General features: G+C 68.4%; 19 protein-coding genes. 11 read left to right on the top strand and 8 right to left on the bottom strand.

The features are described from left to right. Window positions 1-37 precede the first annotated feature (37 nt). The 4 genes from F5X71_RS30545 to F5X71_RS30560 all read left to right on the top strand — a co-directional run bounded on the left by F5X71_RS30545 (window position 38) and on the right by F5X71_RS30560 (window position 3,346). The gene (locus F5X71_RS30545) at window positions 38-1,195 is read left to right on the top strand and encodes a DNA recombination protein RmuC (RefSeq protein ID WP_167465109.1); all 1,158 of its coding nucleotides are present in this window, start codon (window positions 38-40) and stop codon (window positions 1,193-1,195) included. Between the two features lie 58 nt (window positions 1,196-1,253). Beyond that, window positions 1,254-2,120 (top strand): DUF6542 domain-containing protein, encoded by an 867-nt coding sequence (locus tag F5X71_RS30550; RefSeq protein ID WP_194250744.1) that lies wholly within the window; start codon window positions 1,254-1,256, stop codon window positions 2,118-2,120. A gap of 120 nt (window positions 2,121-2,240) precedes the next feature. Continuing rightward, complete coding sequence (locus F5X71_RS30555) at window positions 2,241-3,149, top strand: helix-turn-helix domain-containing protein (RefSeq protein ID WP_167465110.1); 909 nt, start codon at window positions 2,241-2,243, stop codon at window positions 3,147-3,149. Beyond that, window positions 3,146-3,346, top strand: coding sequence for a hypothetical protein (locus F5X71_RS30560; protein WP_167465111.1), 201 nt, complete (start codon window positions 3,146-3,148; stop codon window positions 3,344-3,346). The genes F5X71_RS30555 and F5X71_RS30560 overlap by 4 nt, the downstream gene beginning before the upstream one ends. A gap of 9 nt (window positions 3,347-3,355) precedes the next feature. Here the strand turns inward: F5X71_RS30560 and F5X71_RS30565 are convergent, their stop codons facing one another. Further along, window positions 3,356-4,369 carry a 4-hydroxy-3-methylbut-2-enyl diphosphate reductase gene (locus F5X71_RS30565; protein WP_167465112.1) on the bottom strand — a complete coding sequence of 338 codons (1,014 nt, stop codon included), beginning with the start codon at window positions 4,367-4,369 and terminating at the stop codon, window positions 3,356-3,358. Between the two features lie 302 nt (window positions 4,370-4,671). Here F5X71_RS30565 and F5X71_RS30570 point away from each other — a divergent pair, with 302 nt between their 5' ends. From F5X71_RS30570 to F5X71_RS30585, 4 genes are read left to right on the top strand one after another with little or no spacing between them, the layout of a single operon-like run. Continuing rightward, entirely contained in the window at window positions 4,672-5,331 is a 660-nt protein-coding gene (locus F5X71_RS30570) for a lipid droplet-associated protein (protein WP_167465113.1), read from the top strand. Beyond that, the gene (xseA, locus tag F5X71_RS30575; RefSeq protein ID WP_238815563.1) at window positions 5,328-6,725 is read left to right on the top strand and encodes an exodeoxyribonuclease VII large subunit; all 1,398 of its coding nucleotides are present in this window, start codon (window positions 5,328-5,330) and stop codon (window positions 6,723-6,725) included. Before F5X71_RS30570 ends, xseA begins: the two co-directional genes overlap by 4 nt. Window positions 6,726-6,727: 2 nt before the next feature. After that, window positions 6,728-6,964, top strand: coding sequence for an exodeoxyribonuclease VII small subunit (locus F5X71_RS30580; protein ID WP_167465114.1), 237 nt, complete (start codon window positions 6,728-6,730; stop codon window positions 6,962-6,964). After that, window positions 6,961-7,305 (top strand): VOC family protein, encoded by a 345-nt coding sequence (locus F5X71_RS30585; RefSeq protein WP_167465115.1) that lies wholly within the window; start codon window positions 6,961-6,963, stop codon window positions 7,303-7,305. Before F5X71_RS30580 ends, F5X71_RS30585 begins: the two co-directional genes overlap by 4 nt. A gap of 9 nt (window positions 7,306-7,314) precedes the next feature. Here the strand turns inward: F5X71_RS30585 and F5X71_RS30590 are convergent, their stop codons facing one another. Then, complete coding sequence (locus tag F5X71_RS30590; protein WP_167465116.1) at window positions 7,315-7,887, bottom strand: DUF4245 domain-containing protein; 573 nt, start codon at window positions 7,885-7,887, stop codon at window positions 7,315-7,317. Window positions 7,888-8,017: 130 nt separating this feature from the next. On the opposite strand from F5X71_RS30590, the gene glpX reads away from it, so the two are divergent. Both glpX and F5X71_RS30600 read left to right on the top strand, forming a co-directional pair. Beyond that, entirely contained in the window at window positions 8,018-9,061 is a 1,044-nt protein-coding gene (gene glpX / locus F5X71_RS30595; RefSeq protein WP_167465117.1) for a class II fructose-bisphosphatase, read from the top strand. A 182-nt stretch (window positions 9,062-9,243) separates the two neighbouring features. After that, window positions 9,244-10,647, top strand: a complete 1,404-nt coding sequence (locus F5X71_RS30600; RefSeq protein WP_167465118.1) for a class II fumarate hydratase — start codon at window positions 9,244-9,246, stop codon at window positions 10,645-10,647. A gap of 338 nt (window positions 10,648-10,985) precedes the next feature. On the opposite strand, the gene F5X71_RS30605 is transcribed toward F5X71_RS30600, so the two are convergent. The 3 genes from F5X71_RS30605 to F5X71_RS30615 all read right to left on the bottom strand — a co-directional run bounded on the left by F5X71_RS30605 (window position 10,986) and on the right by F5X71_RS30615 (window position 14,040). Next, window positions 10,986-11,840 carry an acyl-ACP desaturase gene (locus F5X71_RS30605; protein WP_167465119.1) on the bottom strand — a complete coding sequence of 285 codons (855 nt, stop codon included), beginning with the start codon at window positions 11,838-11,840 and terminating at the stop codon, window positions 10,986-10,988. A gap of 102 nt (window positions 11,841-11,942) precedes the next feature. Then, the gene (locus F5X71_RS30610) at window positions 11,943-12,485 is read right to left on the bottom strand and encodes an esterase (protein ID WP_342803750.1); all 543 of its coding nucleotides are present in this window, start codon (window positions 12,483-12,485) and stop codon (window positions 11,943-11,945) included. Between the two features lie 169 nt (window positions 12,486-12,654). Beyond that, on the bottom strand, window positions 12,655-14,040 hold the full coding sequence (locus F5X71_RS30615; protein WP_167465120.1) for a PhoH family protein: 1,386 nt from the start codon (window positions 14,038-14,040) through the stop codon (window positions 12,655-12,657). Window positions 14,041-14,397: 357 nt separating this feature from the next. On the opposite strand from F5X71_RS30615, the gene F5X71_RS30620 reads away from it, so the two are divergent. Beyond that, window positions 14,398-14,670, top strand: coding sequence for a hypothetical protein (locus F5X71_RS30620; protein ID WP_167465121.1), 273 nt, complete (start codon window positions 14,398-14,400; stop codon window positions 14,668-14,670). Between the two features lie 506 nt (window positions 14,671-15,176). Here the strand turns inward: F5X71_RS30620 and F5X71_RS30625 are convergent. The 3 genes from F5X71_RS30625 to F5X71_RS30635 form a co-directional block, all read right to left on the bottom strand. Then, on the bottom strand, window positions 15,177-15,320 hold the full coding sequence (locus F5X71_RS30625) for a hypothetical protein (protein WP_167465122.1): 144 nt from the start codon (window positions 15,318-15,320) through the stop codon (window positions 15,177-15,179). Window positions 15,321-15,688: 368 nt separating this feature from the next. Further along, window positions 15,689-16,105 carry a limonene-1,2-epoxide hydrolase family protein gene (locus tag F5X71_RS30630; RefSeq protein ID WP_167465123.1) on the bottom strand — a complete coding sequence of 139 codons (417 nt, stop codon included), beginning with the start codon at window positions 16,103-16,105 and terminating at the stop codon, window positions 15,689-15,691. Between the two features lie 95 nt (window positions 16,106-16,200). After that, a complete protein-coding gene (locus F5X71_RS30635; protein ID WP_167465124.1) occupies window positions 16,201-16,653 on the bottom strand; it encodes a hypothetical protein in 453 nt (150 codons plus the stop codon). Between the last annotated feature and the right edge of the window lie 112 nt (window positions 16,654-16,765).

Genomic DNA, 16,765 nt, shown 5'->3' on the forward strand with positions numbered 1-16,765 from the left:
GGCGTTCTTGTCGGTGTCGTGCGGCACTATCGGCGCTATGACCGCACCGATGCTCGTCGCACTGATGCTGGTGTTCGCCGCAGGGGTTGGGCTCGGCTGGCTCGGCCACGCCGCGCGCGCCGGACAACGCGCGGTGGCAGCGGAGGCGAGACTGGCCGCGGCCACCGACAACGAGCGGCTGCTCCGGCAATCGCTCAACGCGGCGAACGAGGATGCGGCACGCAGGCATTCACATGCCATCGGCGCGCTGATCGATCCGCTGCGGGACGCGGTCGGCGCGTTGCATCAGCACATCCAGCAGGTCGAGCACCATCGCATCAACGCGTACTCGGGCCTGCGCGAGCAGGTCGCCGGGATGCAGCGCACCTCGCTGCAGCTGACCAGCCAGACCAGTCAGCTGGTCGCCGCGCTGCGCGCGCCGCAGGTGCGCGGCCGATGGGGCGAGATCCAATTGGAGCGGGTGGTCGAGCTCGCGGGCATGACGCGGCACTGCGATTTCGACACGCAGGTGTCCCGGGCGGCCCGCGGCGACGGTGCGAACGACCGGACCGGAACCGTCCGTCCGGACCTGGTGGTGCACCTGGCCGGGGGCAGGCACATCGTGGTCGACGCCAAGGTGCCGTTCAGCGCGTACCTCGACGCCAGCACCGTCGACGATCCCGATGCCCGTGCCGAGCATCTGATCCGACACGCGAAGCACCTGCGCGGCCATGTCGACCAACTGGCCGACAAGGCGTACTGGGCGGCCTTCGATCCGGCGCCGGAATTCGTCGTGCTGTTCGTGCCCGGCGATCCGTTCCTGGACGCCGCGCTGACCACGGATTCCGGATTGCTCGAGTACGCCTTCGGCCGCAACGTGATCCTGGCGACGCCGACCACGTTGATCGCGTTGCTGCGTACGGTGGCTTTCGGCTGGCGACAGGAGGCGCTGTCGCGGGATATGGCAACCGTTCAGCAATTGGGCAAGGAACTCTACGCGCGGCTCGGTATGACGGGCAGGCATCTGGATCGGCTCGGCGCGCAACTCGGTAAGGCCGTCGACGCTTTCAACTACACCGTGGCCTCGGTGGAATCGCGGGTGATGGTCACCGCGCGCAAATTGCACGACCTGGAAGTCTCGGAACAGGAGGTCCCGGCAATGCAACGGGTCGACGCGGTGCCGCGCTCGGTGGGCTTCGCCGACGCCGACGATTAGGCCAGGGAACCGCCGTGCCATAACGCCCCGGGGCGCGGCGGCAGTTAGTGTTCATCATGTGGCTGCTTCCCAACGTGTGCGAACCCGGGTGCCCGCGCCGCATCGTTCGATCCTGCCGACGGTCCCGGGCATCCCGGTGGGCGCGGCGGTCCTGATCGCGGTTGCCTGTACGTTTCTCGGGTTCTTGATCGACGCCCACGGCGACGCTACCGATCTCACCGGTACCTTCGCCGCGCTGTACATCGTCGGTTGTGTGGCAGCCGTGCTCGCGGTCCGCTACCGCGCCCTGTTCACCGCCATGGTGCTGCCGCCGCTGCTGCTGTCGATCGCCGTGCCACTGGCCTATCAGCAGCTGACCGGCCGCCCGGCCAGTTCGATCAAGGATGTACTGCTGAACCTGGCGGTGCCGCTGGTGCAGCGCTTTCCGACGATGATGCTCGCGACCGTGCTCGTGCTGCTCATCGGTGGCGCTCGCATCCTGCTGCAGCGCCGCATCGAGCAGGCCGAGGGCGGCACCGAGTCGCGGCGCGGCGAAAGCTGGGGCCGCCCCTCGGCCAGGCGCCCGCGCGGTGGCCGCGAGCGCGGCTCCGCACTCGCCGACTCGGCCCGGCGGCGTTCCCGCCGGCCCAAGGCCGATCCGGACGAGGCAGGTCTCGACGAGGCGCCCGCCCGCCCGAGCCGTCGCGCCGCGGCGGCCCCGGTCGCCGATGCCCCGCCGCGCGTGGCCCGCTCCCGCGAAGGCAGGCCCGCCGCGCGCGGTGCCGCCCGGCCCACCGCGGCCATGCCGCGCACCGACACCGACCCGCCCCGCGGCACCACCGCCCGCCGCCGCGGCGACCTACCCCCGCCGCACCCGCAACCCAACGTCCGCTACCGCGAACGCGATTCGAGCCGCACCGAGCGCCGCCGCCCCGAAAACCTCTGAGCCGTCCCCCGACTCGGACCGGCCCACGTCAAGGCCACCCGCCGTCTTTCACCCGCGCGCCGCCATATGCACGCACATTTGCAAGTACATTTTGCTACTTCCAGTGCCAGACTCGATGGCGTGAACGCAGAGCATCGCTTCGACCACACCGCGCCGACCGGTACCCGCGGGATCACCGACATCGGTGATGTGCCCACGGTGCTCCGCCGGATGTTGGGGTTGCGCCTCCAGCAGCTGCGTAAGGAACGGGGGGTGACCCAGCACGAGGTCGCCACGCAGCTCTACTGGAACGCATCCAAGGTCAGCCGGATCGAATCCGGCATGGTCGGCCTCAATCGGCCCGACCTGGTCGAGTTGCTGACCTGCTATGGCGTGATCGATCCCGAAGAGCACGACCGGTATCTGTCGCTCGTGCAGCTGGGCAACCGCCCCGGCTGGTGGCACAGTGACAGCGACTCGCTGCCCAAGGGATTCGAGCTGCTCAGCCTCGAGGGGGCCGCGCGCACGATCCGCTGCTACGAACCCGGGGTCGTCCCCGACCTGCTGCAGACACCCGAATACGCAAGGGCAGCACTGCGTCTGCGGCATCCACATCGCACCGGCGCGGAGATCGACGAGCTGCTGGCCGTGCGCCTGCGGCGCCAGCAGATCCTGAACCGCGATCCTCCGCCCTACCTGTGGGTCCTGGTCGAGGAGAGCGCCTTACGCAGGCAGATCGGTGGCGTCACGGTCTGGCGGGCTCAGCTCGAGTACCTGGCGCGGCGCATCCAACAGGACAACATCGTGGTCCAGATCGTGGACGAGGCCGCGTTCGGGCCCGCGATCGTGGACAGCGCGTTCGTCTATCTGCGCTTCGTCGAGACGTTGCTGCCGGACGTCGTGTGCATCTCGCAGCCGAGGAGCACGCTGTATATGGAGGACCAGAACAACATCGCCCGCTATCTCCAGATCGCGGACCTCCTCGCCGCACAGTCCGCGCGACCGCGGGAGACGGAGCGGCTGCTGCGAACGCTGCTGGAGTCCGTGTGACCGCGCATCCACCGCAGGAGGAGCGCGATTCGCAGCCGAGTCCGCAGCCCGCGGCGCCGCCGTGGCGGGAGCTCGCGGCCGCCGTGATCACCGCCGCGCCGGTGGGTTTTCTGGTCGACTGGCCGACAGCGGCGCAGGTGCTGCTCACCGTCTTCGCGGGGCTGGCCGGCATGCGCCGGGTCGCCGACCGCGAATGACGGCCGGGGTCAGCTGCGGGTGCCGGTGCGCAGCTCGCGCGGGAGGGCGAAGACGAGGGTCTCGTTGGCGGTGGTGACCGGCTGTACGTCGCCGAAACCGTGCTCGGCGAGCATGTCGAGCACGCCGCGCACCAGGATGTCGGGCACCGAGGCGCCGGAGGTGATGCCGACCGTCTGCACACCGTCGAGCCAGGCGGTATCCACCTCGCGGGCGAAGTCGACCAGGTGGGCGGCCTTCGCGCCGGCGTTCAGCGCGACCTCGACCAGCCGGACCGAGTTGGAGGAGTTCTTGGAGCCGACCACGATCACCAGATCGCATTCCGGCGCCATCGCCTTGACCGCGGTCTGCCGGTTCGAGGTGGCGTAGCAGATGTCGTCGCTCGGCGGATCCTGCAGCGTCGGGAACCGCTCGCGCAGCCGCCGCACCGTCTCCATGGTTTCGTCGACGCTGAGCGTGGTCTGGGAAAGCCAGATCACCTTCGACTCGTCGCGCACGGTGACGTTGTCCACCGAGTCGGGTCCGTCGACGAGCTGGATGTGTTCGGGCGCCTCGCCCGCGGTGCCTTCCACCTCTTCGTGGCCCTCGTGGCCGATCAGCAGAATGTCGTAGTCGTCGCGAGCGAAGCGCTTCGCCTCCTGATGCACCTTGGTCACCAGCGGGCAAGTCGCGTCGATGGTGTGCAGGTTGCGGGCGGCGGCCGATTCGTGCACCGCGGGCGAGACACCGTGCGCGGAGAACACGACCAGCGCGCCCTCGGGCACCTCGTCGGTTTCGTCGACGAAGATGACACCGCGCTCGCGCAGCGTCTCCACGACGTGGCGGTTGTGCACGATCTCCTTGCGCACGTAGATCGGCGCGCCGTGCTTGTCCAGCGCCTTCTCGACGGTCTCCACCGCGCGGTCCACGCCCGCGCAGTATCCGCGCGGTTCCGCTAGCAGCACCCGCTTACCACCGGCGCGCTCGGCGGTTCCGGCTCCCGTCGAGCGGGCGATTCCGAGGTTCAAGGGTATGGCCGTGGACATGCCGACAGCTTACGTGCGGACACGGGCCACGCGCTGGCCGGGCGCTGGCTGCCAGGGCGCCCCGACCGGCCCCGCACACGGCCCCGACGTGGCGGGGACCGGCATGAGCCGACCTGACACACGCCACCGCGACGGTGCGTCGACTCACCTTGTGACCGGACCACATCGAGCCCGGACCCGGCGCGCGAACCCCGCCGCGGCCGACGGCGAGGCGTGCGGCCCGCACGCGTATTCATCCGCCAGAATCACACCCCGTGATTCCCGACCTTTGCTTAGCACACCATTTCGGGCAGGCTAGGACCATGTTTCGACCACCCTTCCTGGCCCGGGTAGCCGCCGGGGCGGCCGTGTACGCCATCGAGGAGACTCGTCGGCTACCCACGGCCGCAATGAATTTGCCGATCACCGCCATCAGCCAGATGCTGCAGACGACGATGCACGTCCAGCAGTTCGTGACCAGCCTCGCACTCAAGGGCGACGCGGTCTTCGACCGGTTGGCCAATACTCCGCAGGAGCAGCCGGAGTGGGCCACCTTCGACGAGGATCTGCCCGCCGAGCCCGCCACCGGTCAGATCCGCGCGAGCCGCTTCGACCTGTACGCCGACGACCCAGAGCCCGCCTCCTTCACCGCCCCCGCCGACGCCGCGAGCGAGCGCAACGGCCATGGCGTCACCCTGCACGCCGTCGAGCCGGAACCCCTTGCCGCCGTGGCAGAACCCGTCGCCGCCGCGACGGAACCCGAGATCGAGCGCGCGGCCGACCCCGCGCCGCGGATCAGTGTGCCGGAAGTAGCCACCCGCTACGACTACGCGAACATGACCCTGGCCCAGTTGCGCGCCCGCCTGCGCATGCTGAGCCTCGAAGACCTTTCCGCGCTGCTGGACTACGAGCAGCAGACCCTCGCCAGGGCGCCGTTCGTGACCATGCTGACGAATCGGATCGCCACCGTGCGGGCGCAGTGACCGAACCCCGGACCTCACCGTCGCAGGCGGGCCGGGAAACCCCCGGTCCGCCGCGCGAATCCGGCCCCGCCACCCCGGCAGGCCGGGAGAACTCGGCCGAACAACCGTGGCCGGTCCGCTCGGTCGCGCTCAAGGTCGCGCAGTGGATCGACCGGCTCGGCAGCATCTGGGTCGAGGGGCAGATCACCCAGATCAACCTGCGCCCCGGCACCCGCACCGCGTTCCTGGTGCTGCGCGATCCGTCGGCCGACATGTCGCTGTCGGTCACCTGCGACCCGGATCTCATTCGCCGCTCACCCGTTCCGCTGCAAGAGGGCAGTCGCGTGGTGGTCTACGGCAAGCTCGCGTTCTTCACCGGTCGCGGCACGCTGTCGCTGCGGGTCAGCGAGATCCGCCCGGTCGGCGTCGGCGAACTGCTCGCCAGGATCGAACGACTGAAGGCACTGCTGGCCGCCGAGGGACTGTTCGATCCGCGCCTGAAGCGGCCGCTGCCGTTCCTGCCCAAAACCATCGGCCTGATCACCGGGCGGGCCAGCGCGGCCGAGCGCGACGTGCTGACCGTCGCCCGTAATCGTTGGCCCGCAGTACGTTTCGAGATCCGCAATACCGCCGTGCAGGGACCGACCGCGGTGCCGCAGATGCTGGAGGCGCTGGCACAGCTCGACCGCGACCCCGAGGTCGAGGTGATCGTGCTCGCCCGCGGCGGCGGCAGCGTCGAGGACCTGCTGCCGTTCTCCGACGAGGCGCTCTGCCGTGCGATCGTCGCCGCGACCACCCCCATCGTCAGCGCGATCGGGCACGAGCCCGACAACCCGCTCAGCGATCTCGTCGCCGACCTGCGCGCCGCGACACCCACCGACGCCGCCAAGCGCGTCGTGCCCGACGCCGCGGCGGAACTGGCGGGAGTGCGCGACATGCGCGCCCGCTCGGCCGCCGCGTTGCGCGGCTGGGTCGAGCGCGAAACGCGGGCACTGAGCCAGCTGCGCTCGCGGCCGGTGCTCGCCGACCCGCTGCGCGAGATCGAGCGCCGCACCGAGGAGGTCGAGCGGCTGCGGTCCTCGGCTCGGCGCTGCGCCGAGCAGTTCATCCGCACCGAGGCGACCGCGACCCGGCATCTGCGCGAAAAGCTCACCGCCGTGGGACCGGCCGCGACTCTGGCCCGCGGTTACGCTGTCGTGCAGCGCGTTACCGGCACCGAACGACACGTCGTGCGCACCATCGAGGACGCGCAGGCGGGCAGCCAGTTGCGCATCCGGGTGGCCGACGGCGCGATCACCGCGGCGGCGCTGGGCACCCAGGCATTGGGCTCGCAAGCGACGGGCTCGCAAGCGACGGGCTCGCAGGCGGCGGGCACCCGAGCCGACACCGACGACACCGAGACGAACAGGAGCTGACCTTGGCCGAGGCCGAGTCCGAACTGGCCGAGATCGCCACCTTCGGTTACGAACGCGCCCGCGACGAACTGGTCAATGTCGTGAAGATGCTCGAGCAGGGCGGCCTCGATCTGGACGAGTCGCTGACGCTCTGGGAGCGGGGCGAGGCCCTGGCCAATCGCTGCGAAGAGCACCTGGCCGGCGCCAGAAAGCGCGTCGAGGACGCCCTCTCGCGCACCGACCTCGAGGACGAGAAGTGACGATCCGGCGCGCCACCCCCGACATCCGCACCGACGACATCGCGCGCAGCCGCGAGTTCTACCGGCTGCTCGGCTTCGAGGAGGCGATGGATCTCGGCTGGGTCGTCACCATGGTGTCGCCGTCCAACCCGACCGCCCAGGTCCTGCTCGTCGGGCCGGACGCGGAGCAACTCCAGCCGGACATGAGCGTCGAGGTCGAGGACGTCGACGCGGTGCACGCGGCGATGACCGCCGCGGGCGCCGACATCGTCTACCCCCTACGCGACGAACAATGGGGCGTACGAAGGTTTTTCGTGCGCGACCCGAGCGGCACCATCGTCAACGTGGTCAGCCACCGCTGAGACCCGCGCTCAGGCGCCGGATTTCAGGGGCGGCGCGGCGACGATGGCCTGGGCCAGGGTGGTGAACGCGGCGCGGTCGCCCGCACCGGTGATGAGCACACGAGATTTACCGAGATCGGCGACCCACGCCGGTTCCGAGCCCGGTTCGGAGTAGACGACCCACTTCTGGTCGCCGATCTGTTCGGTACCGGTGGCGTAGCGCGAACCGAGGACGTAGCGCGAGAGCGCCTCCTCGGTCGCGTTGCTCTGCGTGAACCGCATGTAGGTGCCCTGCGTGGTGATATAGCCGACAGTGCTGACCGGTCCGCCGCCGGTGCCGCTGATGGATTGGCGGCTGCCCGAGTTCGGGGTCCAATCGGCGGGCACGGCCGGATTGCGGATCGGGAACGGCAGCGAACGCGCGTCGGCGTCGAGCGCGGCCCGCACGTCGAAATGCGGGATCTGGCCCTGCGTCGGGCCGTTTCCGGCGAAACTGCACTGGCTGGCGAGCCCGGCGAACACCACCGCGATCAGCACCAGCGGGATCAGCGACCAGAACAGATCCCGGTAGTCGTTCAGGATGCGCGGCTTTTGGTTGGGCACGGGTTCCAGTATCCACTCGCCCCCACGGTGTTCCTTCTCGCACCCCGATCCACCGAGCAGGGTGTACGGCCGTCTCAAACCGAGTGAGACAATCGTCCGGTACGTACCGACGCACAGGAGGCACCCCGCAATGACGGCATCTTCCCCGACACCGAGCCGCCGCGAGGCGCCGGACCGCAACCTCGCGCTCGAGTTGGTCCGCGTCACCGAGGCCGGGGCGATGGCCGCCGGCCGGTGGGTCGGCCGTGGCGACAAAGAAGGTGGCGACGGCGCGGCCGTCGACGCGATGCGGCAGTTGGTCAACTCGGTGTCCATGCGCGGCGTCGTTGTGATCGGTGAGGGCGAGAAGGACGAGGCCCCGATGCTGTTCAACGGCGAACTCGTCGGCGACGGCACCGGCCCCGAGGTCGACTTCGCGGTGGACCCGGTGGACGGCACCACCCTGATGTCGAAGGGTTCGCCGGGCGCGATCGCCGTGCTCGCCGTCGCCCAGCGCGGCGCGATGTTCGACCCGTCCGCGGTGTTCTACATGAGCAAGATCGCGGTCGGCCCCGACGCCGCCGACGTGGTGGATATCTCGGTGCCGATCAGCGAGAACATCCGCCGGGTCGCCAAGGCCAAGGGCCTGTCGAAGTCGGACCTGACCGTCTGCATCCTGGATCGTCCCCGCCACGCCGACCTGATCCAGCAGGTGCGCGACGCGGGCGCGCGCATCCGCCTGATCTCCGACGGCGACGTCGCGGGCGCGATCGCCGCGGCCCGCCCCGACTCCGGCACCGACATCCTGGTCGGCGTCGGCGGCACCCCGGAGGGCATCATCGCGGCCGCCGCCATGCGCTGTATGGGCGGCGAACTGCAGGGCATGCTCGCCCCCACCGACGACGAGGAGAAGCAGAAGGCGATCGACGCAGGCCACGACCTGGACCGCGTGCTCACCACCGAGGATCTGGTCGCGGGCGACAACGTCTTCTTCTGCGCCACCGGTGTCACCGACGGTGACCTGCTGCGCGGCGTGCGCTACTACGGCGGCGGCGCGTCCACCCAGTCGATCGTCATGCGCTCCAAGTCCGGCACCGTCCGGATGATCGACGCCTACCACCGCCTGACCAAGCTGCGCGAGTACTCCTCGGTCGACTTCATCGGCGACGAGCACGCGGTCCCGCCGCTGCCCTGATCGAGGTTTCACCGACGACAGCTGTCTCCGGCCTGTCTCGGGTCCGAGCGGGCCGAGCGCTTGCGCCGCGGGCGCGATCTCATCCGCTCGGGCCCGGGACATCCGGGCCGCGCCGAGGGCGTGGCCGAGCCAACACCGCGTGGCAGCCCCGCACGGATCATCCCGGGCATATGGTCGGAAACATGGCAGACGAGACGCAGTACCGCATCGAGCACGACACCATGGGCGAGGTCCGGGTCCCGGTGGATGCGTTGTGGCGGGCGCAGACCCAGCGGGCCGTGGAGAACTTCCCGATCAGTGGACGCGGCCTGGAGCGCGCGCAGATTCGCGCGCTCGGCCTGCTGAAGGGCGCGTGCGCCAAGGTGAACAAGGACCTCGGCCTGCTCGATCCGGCCAAGGCCGACGCCATCATCGCCGCCGCGAACGAGATCGCCGCGGGCAAGCACGACGACCAGTTCCCGATCGATGTGTTCCAGACCGGCTCGGGCACCAGCTCGAACATGAACGCCAACGAGGTGATCGCCTCGATCGCGAAGGCCAACGGCGTCACCGTGCATCCCAACGACGACGTGAACATGTCCCAGTCGTCCAACGACACCTTCCCGACCGCCGTGCACCTGGCCGCCACCGAGGCCGTGATCACCGACCTGGTGCCCGCGCTCGAGCATCTGCGGCTCGCGCTGCTGGACAAGGCGACCGAGTGGCGCACGGTGGTCAAGTCCGGCCGCACCCACCTGATGGACGCGGTCCCGGTGACGCTCGGCCAGGAGTTCGGCGGCTACACCCGCCAGGTCGCCGCGGGCATCGACCGGCTGATGGCGACCCTGCCCAGGCTCGGCGAACTGCCGATCGGCGGCACCGCGGTAGGCAGCGGCCTGAACGCGCCGGACGGCTTCGGCGGCAAGGTCGTCGCGGAGCTGGTCCGGGCCACCGGCATCGACGCGCTGCGCGAGGCGCAGGACCACTTCGAGGCGCAGGCGGCAAGGGACGGACTGGTTGAGGCCTCGGGTGCGGTGCGCACGGTCGCGGTGAGCCTGACCAAGATCGCCAACGACATCCGCTGGATGGGTTCGGGCCCGCTCACCGGCCTCGGCGAGCTGCAGCTGCCCGACCTGCAGCCCGGCAGCTCGATCATGCCGGGCAAGGTGAATCCCGTTCTCCCCGAGGCGGTCACGCAGGTCGGTGCGCAGGTGATCGGCAACGACGCCGCGGTCGCCTTCGGCGGCGCGAACGGCGCGTTCGAGTTGAACGTCTACATCCCGGTGATGGCGCGCAATCTGCTCGAGTCGATTCGCCTGCTCGCCAATGTCTCTCGGCTCTTCGCCGACAAGTGTGTGCGCGGTCTGGTCGCGAATGTGGATCACCTTCGCACACTTGCCGAATCGTCGCCGTCCATTGTGACCCCGCTGAATTCGGCGATCGGTTACGAGGAGGCCGCCGCGGTAGCCAAGGAAGCGTTGAAGAACAAGAAGACAATTCGACAGACGGTAATCGACCGGGGCCTGCTCGATGAAAAACTCACCGAAGCAGAACTCGACCGCCGATTGGATGTGCTGTCGATGGCGAAGGTGAAAGACGAGAAATAGAAATACTATTCGAGCGTCACGCCGGGCTCCCTCCGGCAGCCCCGGCGTGACGGTCGAAGAACGTGCGCGCGGGTACGTCCGCCGAAGTAGACGTACCCGCGCCGGGCATCACAGGAAGATGCCGAGTGCTGCCAGGAATGCACCTGCGCCGAGCGCGACCAGCGAGACAAGACCGCCGACGATTGCTGTGATCATGTTTCTTTCCTTTCTTGCTCCCGCCGAAGCGGGCTTACACACAGCTAATCGCGGGCTATGCGATGTGCGTTTCACCACATTTTGGCGAAGCAAGAAAAGAAAACCGGTCGACGCCAGAAATCCTGGCGCCGACCGGGAGAAATTCAGCGCAGGTACGCGAGTTCTTCGCGCGCCTTTTCTCCGAGCTCGCCGAGATCGGTCCGCGTGAAGACGTTCCACCGCTGCAACAGCGGCTTGAACACCAGCTCGTCCTGCGCGGCCGGATCGTAGATGCCCGCCGCGGCGAGCACGTCGTCGCTGTTGCGTCCGTCGGCCAGGGTCACCGACGGCACCGCGAAATCGGCGATCCGATCGGCGATGGCCCGCATGGTCTGATCCGGCGCCACGTTGAAGCCCGCCTCGACCATGTCAGCGAAGAAGACGGCCTGCAGCTCGTCGTCGCGCGCGATGCGCTCGGCGATCGCGGTGACCATCGGGCTCTCGCCGAGCGCGGCGGTGTTGCGGTGCCGGATCGCGGCGGCGACCTCTTCGAAGGCGCACGCGGCGAGCACATCGAGCAGGTGCATGCCGGGGCGGCGGAAGCCGGTGGTCATGTGCTGCATCCGCATCCGCTCCAGCTCGACCGGGTCCACCGACCTGGTCACCATGAGGAAGTTGCGGATCAGGATCTCGTGGCGGTTCTCCTCGGCGGTCCAGCGACCGACCCAGCGCCACCAGGGGCCGGTGCGCAGGTACTTGCCGAGCTCGCGGTGGTACGAGGGCAGGTTGTCGGCGATGAGCACGCTGACGGTCAACGCCAGCTTGGCAACCTCGCTGAGTTCGGACTGTTCCGGATCCCAGTCGATACCGCCGAGGAATGAGAAGTTACGGCCGTCGTCCCACGGCACGTAGTCGTGCGGCTGCCACCCGTCGGCGGCGTCGATGTGACGGCGCAGGGTGGATTCCACGTCCAGCGCGAGCGATTCGAGCAACTCGCGGTCGGTCAAGAGAGTTTGCACCAAGACAACCTAGCGGTTGAGCCCGTAGTACGGGGATTCAATGAATGAGACCGGACAGGCGTCCGGGACCGCCCCCGGCGATCCCGGACGCCGACGTGCCAACTACTTCATCGTGACGGTCGTCTTGCCGTCCACCCAGGTGATGGTGCCACCGGTGAAGTCGCTCTCCTTGCCGCCCGCGATGTCCTTCTCGTCGCTGGTGGGGTAGCCCAGCTTGCCCTGGGCGCCGCCGTTCTCCTCCCACGCCTTGCGGATCTCGCCCCAGACGATGTGCGCCTGGCCGTCCTTGGCCTTGTAGACCGTGCCGCCGGCGAAGTCCTGGTACTTGCCCTCCTCCGGGCCGGACTCCTGGGCTTCCAGCGGAGCGCCGAGCGCACCGGTCGGGCCGCCGCTCTGCATGTACTTGTCGAAGATGTCACCGGAGACGGTGACCTCGCCGCCCTGCGTGGCGATCTTGGTCTCCTCCGCCGCACCCGAGGCGTGCTCGTCGCCGCTGTGCATCGCGGCCGAGGTGGCCGTCACCGACGCCGCGGCGTTGTCGTCGTTCTTGTCCTCATCCTTGCTACAACCCGCGACGATCAGGCCAGCGGCCGCGAGCAGGGCAGTGTATCCAGCCGTTCGTCGAGCGAAGTGGTGCATTTCCATCCTCTCGAAAGTGGCTACCGCGGACGTCCCCGGCACGGCGACGCCGCTGGCAGCCTAGGCCGATGTTCAGCAAAGACCCGGCGAATCACCAAGTGACACGCCGGGTCATGCCGAACAGCTATAGCCGGGATATTACCCGTCGACTGTGAGCTGAAACACACCGCCCAGATCAGGCGTTAGGCCCGTACTCCTCCAGCATCTCGGTCACGAGCGCCGCGATCGGCGACCGCTCGCTGCGGGTCAACGTGATGTGCGCGAACAGCGGGTGACCCTTCAATTTCTCGATCACCGCGGCCACGCCGTCGTGCCTGCCGACCCGCAGGTTGTCCCGCTGGGCCACGTCGTGGGTGAGCACCACCCGTGACCCGGTGCCGAGCCGGCTGAGCACGGTGAGCAGCACGTTGCGCTCCAGCGATTGCGCCTCGTCCACGATCACGAAGGAGTCGTGCAGCGAGCGGCCGCGAATGTGGGTGAGCGGCAACACCTCCAGCATGTCGCGACTGAGCACCTCCTCCATCACCTCGCGGCTGGCCAGCCCGTCGAGGGTGTCGAAGACCGCCTGCGCCCAGGGGCCCATCTTCTCGCTCTCGCTACCCGGCAGGTAGCCGAGTTCCTGGCCGCCGACCGCGTACAGCGGCCGGAACACCACCACCTTGCGCTGAGTGCGCCGCTCCAGCACGGCCTCGAGGCCCGCGGTCAACGCGAGCGCGGATTTACCGGTGCCCGCCCGGCCGCCGAGCGAGACGATGCCGACGCTCTCGTCCAGCAGCAGATCCAAGGCGATGCGCTGCTCGGCGGAACGACCGTGCAGGCCGAACGCCTCGCGCTCGCGCACCAGCTGGACCCGCTTGTCCGGGGTGACCCGGCCGAGCGCGCTGGAGCTGCTGCCGAGGAGCCGGATTCCGGTGTGGCACGGCAGTTCCCGTGCGCCGTCGAGATCCAGCACCGACTCCGCGTAGAGCTGATCGATCTGGGCCGAGCTGACGTCGAGTTCCACCATGCCGGACCAGCCGGAGGTGACGACGTCCTGCGCGTGATACTCGTCGGCCTGCAAGCCCACCGCACTCGCTTTGACCCGCAGCGGAATGTCCTTCGACACGAGCACCACCTGGCGGCCCTCGGCCGCGAGATTGAGTGCGCACGCCAGGATTCGGGAATCATTGGTGTCGGTGCGGAAGCCGACCGGAAGGACCGCGGGATCGGTGTGGTTCAGTTCCACCTGCAGCGTTCCACCCTCGGCGCCGATCGGTACCTGCTGATCCAGTCTGCCGTGCTGCAGCCGCAGATCATCCAGGTTGCGCAGGGCTTCCCGCGCGAACCAGCCCAATTCGTGGTGATGCCGTTTGCCTTCGAGTTCGCTGATGACCACCAGCGGTAGCACGACGTCGTGTTCGCCGAAACGGGTGAAAGCCCAGGGATCGGACAAAAGGACCGAAGTGTCGATGACGAAGGTATCGGCCGGGGAATGCGAGGGGTGTGCCCCCTTCGCGGCGGTTCCGCCTTTCGCGGAACGGGATTGCGCCGAGGGAGCGGGAACGGAGCGTGAAGCAGTCACGGTGGGCTCCTCTTTGTCCGCGCGGCACCCGCACGAACGATCTCGCTGGACCGGTCCGTCCTGATGGACCCGACGTTGCCGTCAGATGCCACGAGGGCCGGGTGCCGGCCCCCTCGTACTGAATAGCTCAGTCACGGTCAGGACCTCCCGTACGAGCCACACCGCCGCGGCCCGCACCATCGACGCTACCGCCGAACCACGCTTCCCCGCTTCCGCACAGGTAGGCGTGTCCGTGAATTTGTCGTTAACCTCACCTCCCGTCCGCTATCGCCGTGCCCGCGCGATCGGTCCGGGCGGCCGCGGATTCGCCGGTGCGGTCCGGGCCCCGCCGCCGCGCGGCCCGCTACAGTCGCTGGTATGGCCGGTAACGAGGACCTGGACACGCTGTCGTCGAAGGAACTGCACGACCGAGCGGTGAAGCTTGCCGTGCGACACGGGGACGTGAAGTTCCTGTGGCGGCTGCTCACCTCGATCCCGGCCGCCGAGGCCGCCGCGGGCAACCTCGGCGAGAGCGAGGCCGACATCAAATACGTGCTGCCCATGATCGACGACTACCTCCACGCCGGCGACGGCGAGATCGCCGAGGTCTTACGACCGATCTACCTGGAGTACCTCAACGAACACCGCTGACCCAGCACTTCAGGCCGCCGCCCAATCGCAGGATCCACACCAGTTCTCGGGATCCACACCGGTTCTAGCGGCTCAGAACTGGTGTGGATCCCGGGAAAGGGTGTGGATCCGGAGGCCCGGCGGGGTTCGTTTGGTACGACGGACCGCGAACTCCTAGACGACCGCATGCCTTCGGGGTTCCATGTCGCGGTCAGGCGGGGGTTTCCGGCCGGGCTGGGTGGTGGTGTCGATGATGCCTGACCCATCCAGACGCGGCTTGCGCACAGTGGTTGTCTGTGGCCCGTCGCTGGTCGTTGTGGTGGTGCTGGTCGAACCGTCCGGCCCCTGCATGGACTGGGCGACAGTGGTGGTGCCGTCCGGGTTGGGTGTGATCGTTATGGTCTTCCCGTCCTGGGTCGTGGCTGTTGACGGAACCCCGTTTTCGACCAGGAGTGCAGTTGCGAGAGGGCTCCCACTTCCGTCCAGACCGGTCGTGGTGTCCGGTGTTTGCCCTGGTGCGAGCCCGGTCATTCGGAGCACCTCGACGGTGCCTCTTGGATCACGACATTGCTCAGCTCGGATTTGGCGGCTATGAGGTTCGTCTGGACACCGTTCGCGACGCCCTGCGCATGCTGCAACAGTTCCAGCGTGTAAAGCCCGGCTTCAGCCATCAGTGGTATACCGGCCGACCATCGGAGCAGGTCCGAGAGTGTCGTAGCCGGAAGCCAGAGGTCACCGCGTGCCCCTTGAAGAGACCGTCCAAAGTCACTTGAAGGAGTCCTCGCGGGATGACCGATATCCAGCGTCTCGACCCGAGCCAGCCCTTCGACACCCAGGTCGGGGCCCTGGATGTCACGATCCCGAAGCCGCGGTCGGGTAGCTACTTCCCCCGACTGGCTGCTCAAATGTCGCAAACGCACCGATCGGGCGTTGATCAGCATGGCCGCGACCTGCTACCTGCCCGGCGTCGGCCGCGACATGATCGAATCCGCGGAACGGTGGCGAAAAGCGGTCGATAGTACGCGGATTCGAGAGTGAATCAGCGCGACAATGCGGCCCGCGCGATGCCTACGACGGTGCCGCGCAGGAAGTTCTCCCAGCTGAAGTGGTCGTCCCACAGGATGATTCGGCCGTCACGCACTTCGAACGTGCCCGCCACCCAGAACGCGACCCGTACCCGCCCCACCCGCAGCACATCGGTCCGGTCGGTGAGCACGATGTCCCCGTTCGCCGCAATATGATGCATCCGCACTTCGAAGCCGAACACGTCACGGTCGAGGCCACGCAGAATCTTGCGCGCCAGCCCACCCCTGATATCGGGCAACGTGGTGTTCTTCCAGACCAGATCCGGATGCAGCAACTCCAAGGCCTCGGCGACCGCGCCGAGCTCGAGCGCGGCGAAGAACTCCCGCACCGTGGTGATCGCATCCTGCTGTAACTCGAGTTTCCGGCTCATGGTCCGACCATAGGCCCCTAGCACACGAAACCGCGCGGCTCCAAGAGAACCGCGCGGTGTGCCGTGTGGCCCGGTCGCCCGACGTTCGCCCTGGATCAGGGGAGAACGGCGCAGGCGGGACCGAGGTTGATGCCGGTGCCGACCAGGATTTCGCCGCGGCGCGAATAGACGTCGTAGTCGTCGTCACCCAGGAGCTCTAGCACGATGATCCGGTGCTGGCCCTTACGGTCGGGAGTCCACGTGGTGCGGGCCAGTCCCGACGCGTCCGCGACGAGCTCGCTCGGCCGGAACTGCCGGTAGTCCGCGGTCTTCGGGTCGTCACCGATCTGGTCCAGGATGGCGATCGTCCTACCGGGATCGGTGGTCACGGTGACCTGGTACGAGCAGCCGGTACCACGGGCATCGGCCGAGCTGCCGAAGCTTTGTCCCTGCTCGACATGCATATTCGTGACGACTGCTCCCGCGTGCGGTGCGGCGAGCGCGATCGTCGCGGCGGCCGTACCGAGCGCCGCCAGCATCGTGGCGGCCGCTCTATTGGATCTGAGCACGTTGAAATTCTCTCTCTAGCAATGGCATTCCCCAAATGGGTGAAAGGCGAACCGGCACAGCGGCTGACCCCCCGCCCTCATCTTTCAGGGCTTCCCGCCCAACTTCAACCCT

The sequence above is a fragment of the Nocardia brasiliensis genome (assembly GCF_011801125.1).
GTDB classification, from domain to species: domain Bacteria; phylum Actinomycetota; class Actinomycetes; order Mycobacteriales; family Mycobacteriaceae; genus Nocardia; species Nocardia brasiliensis_C.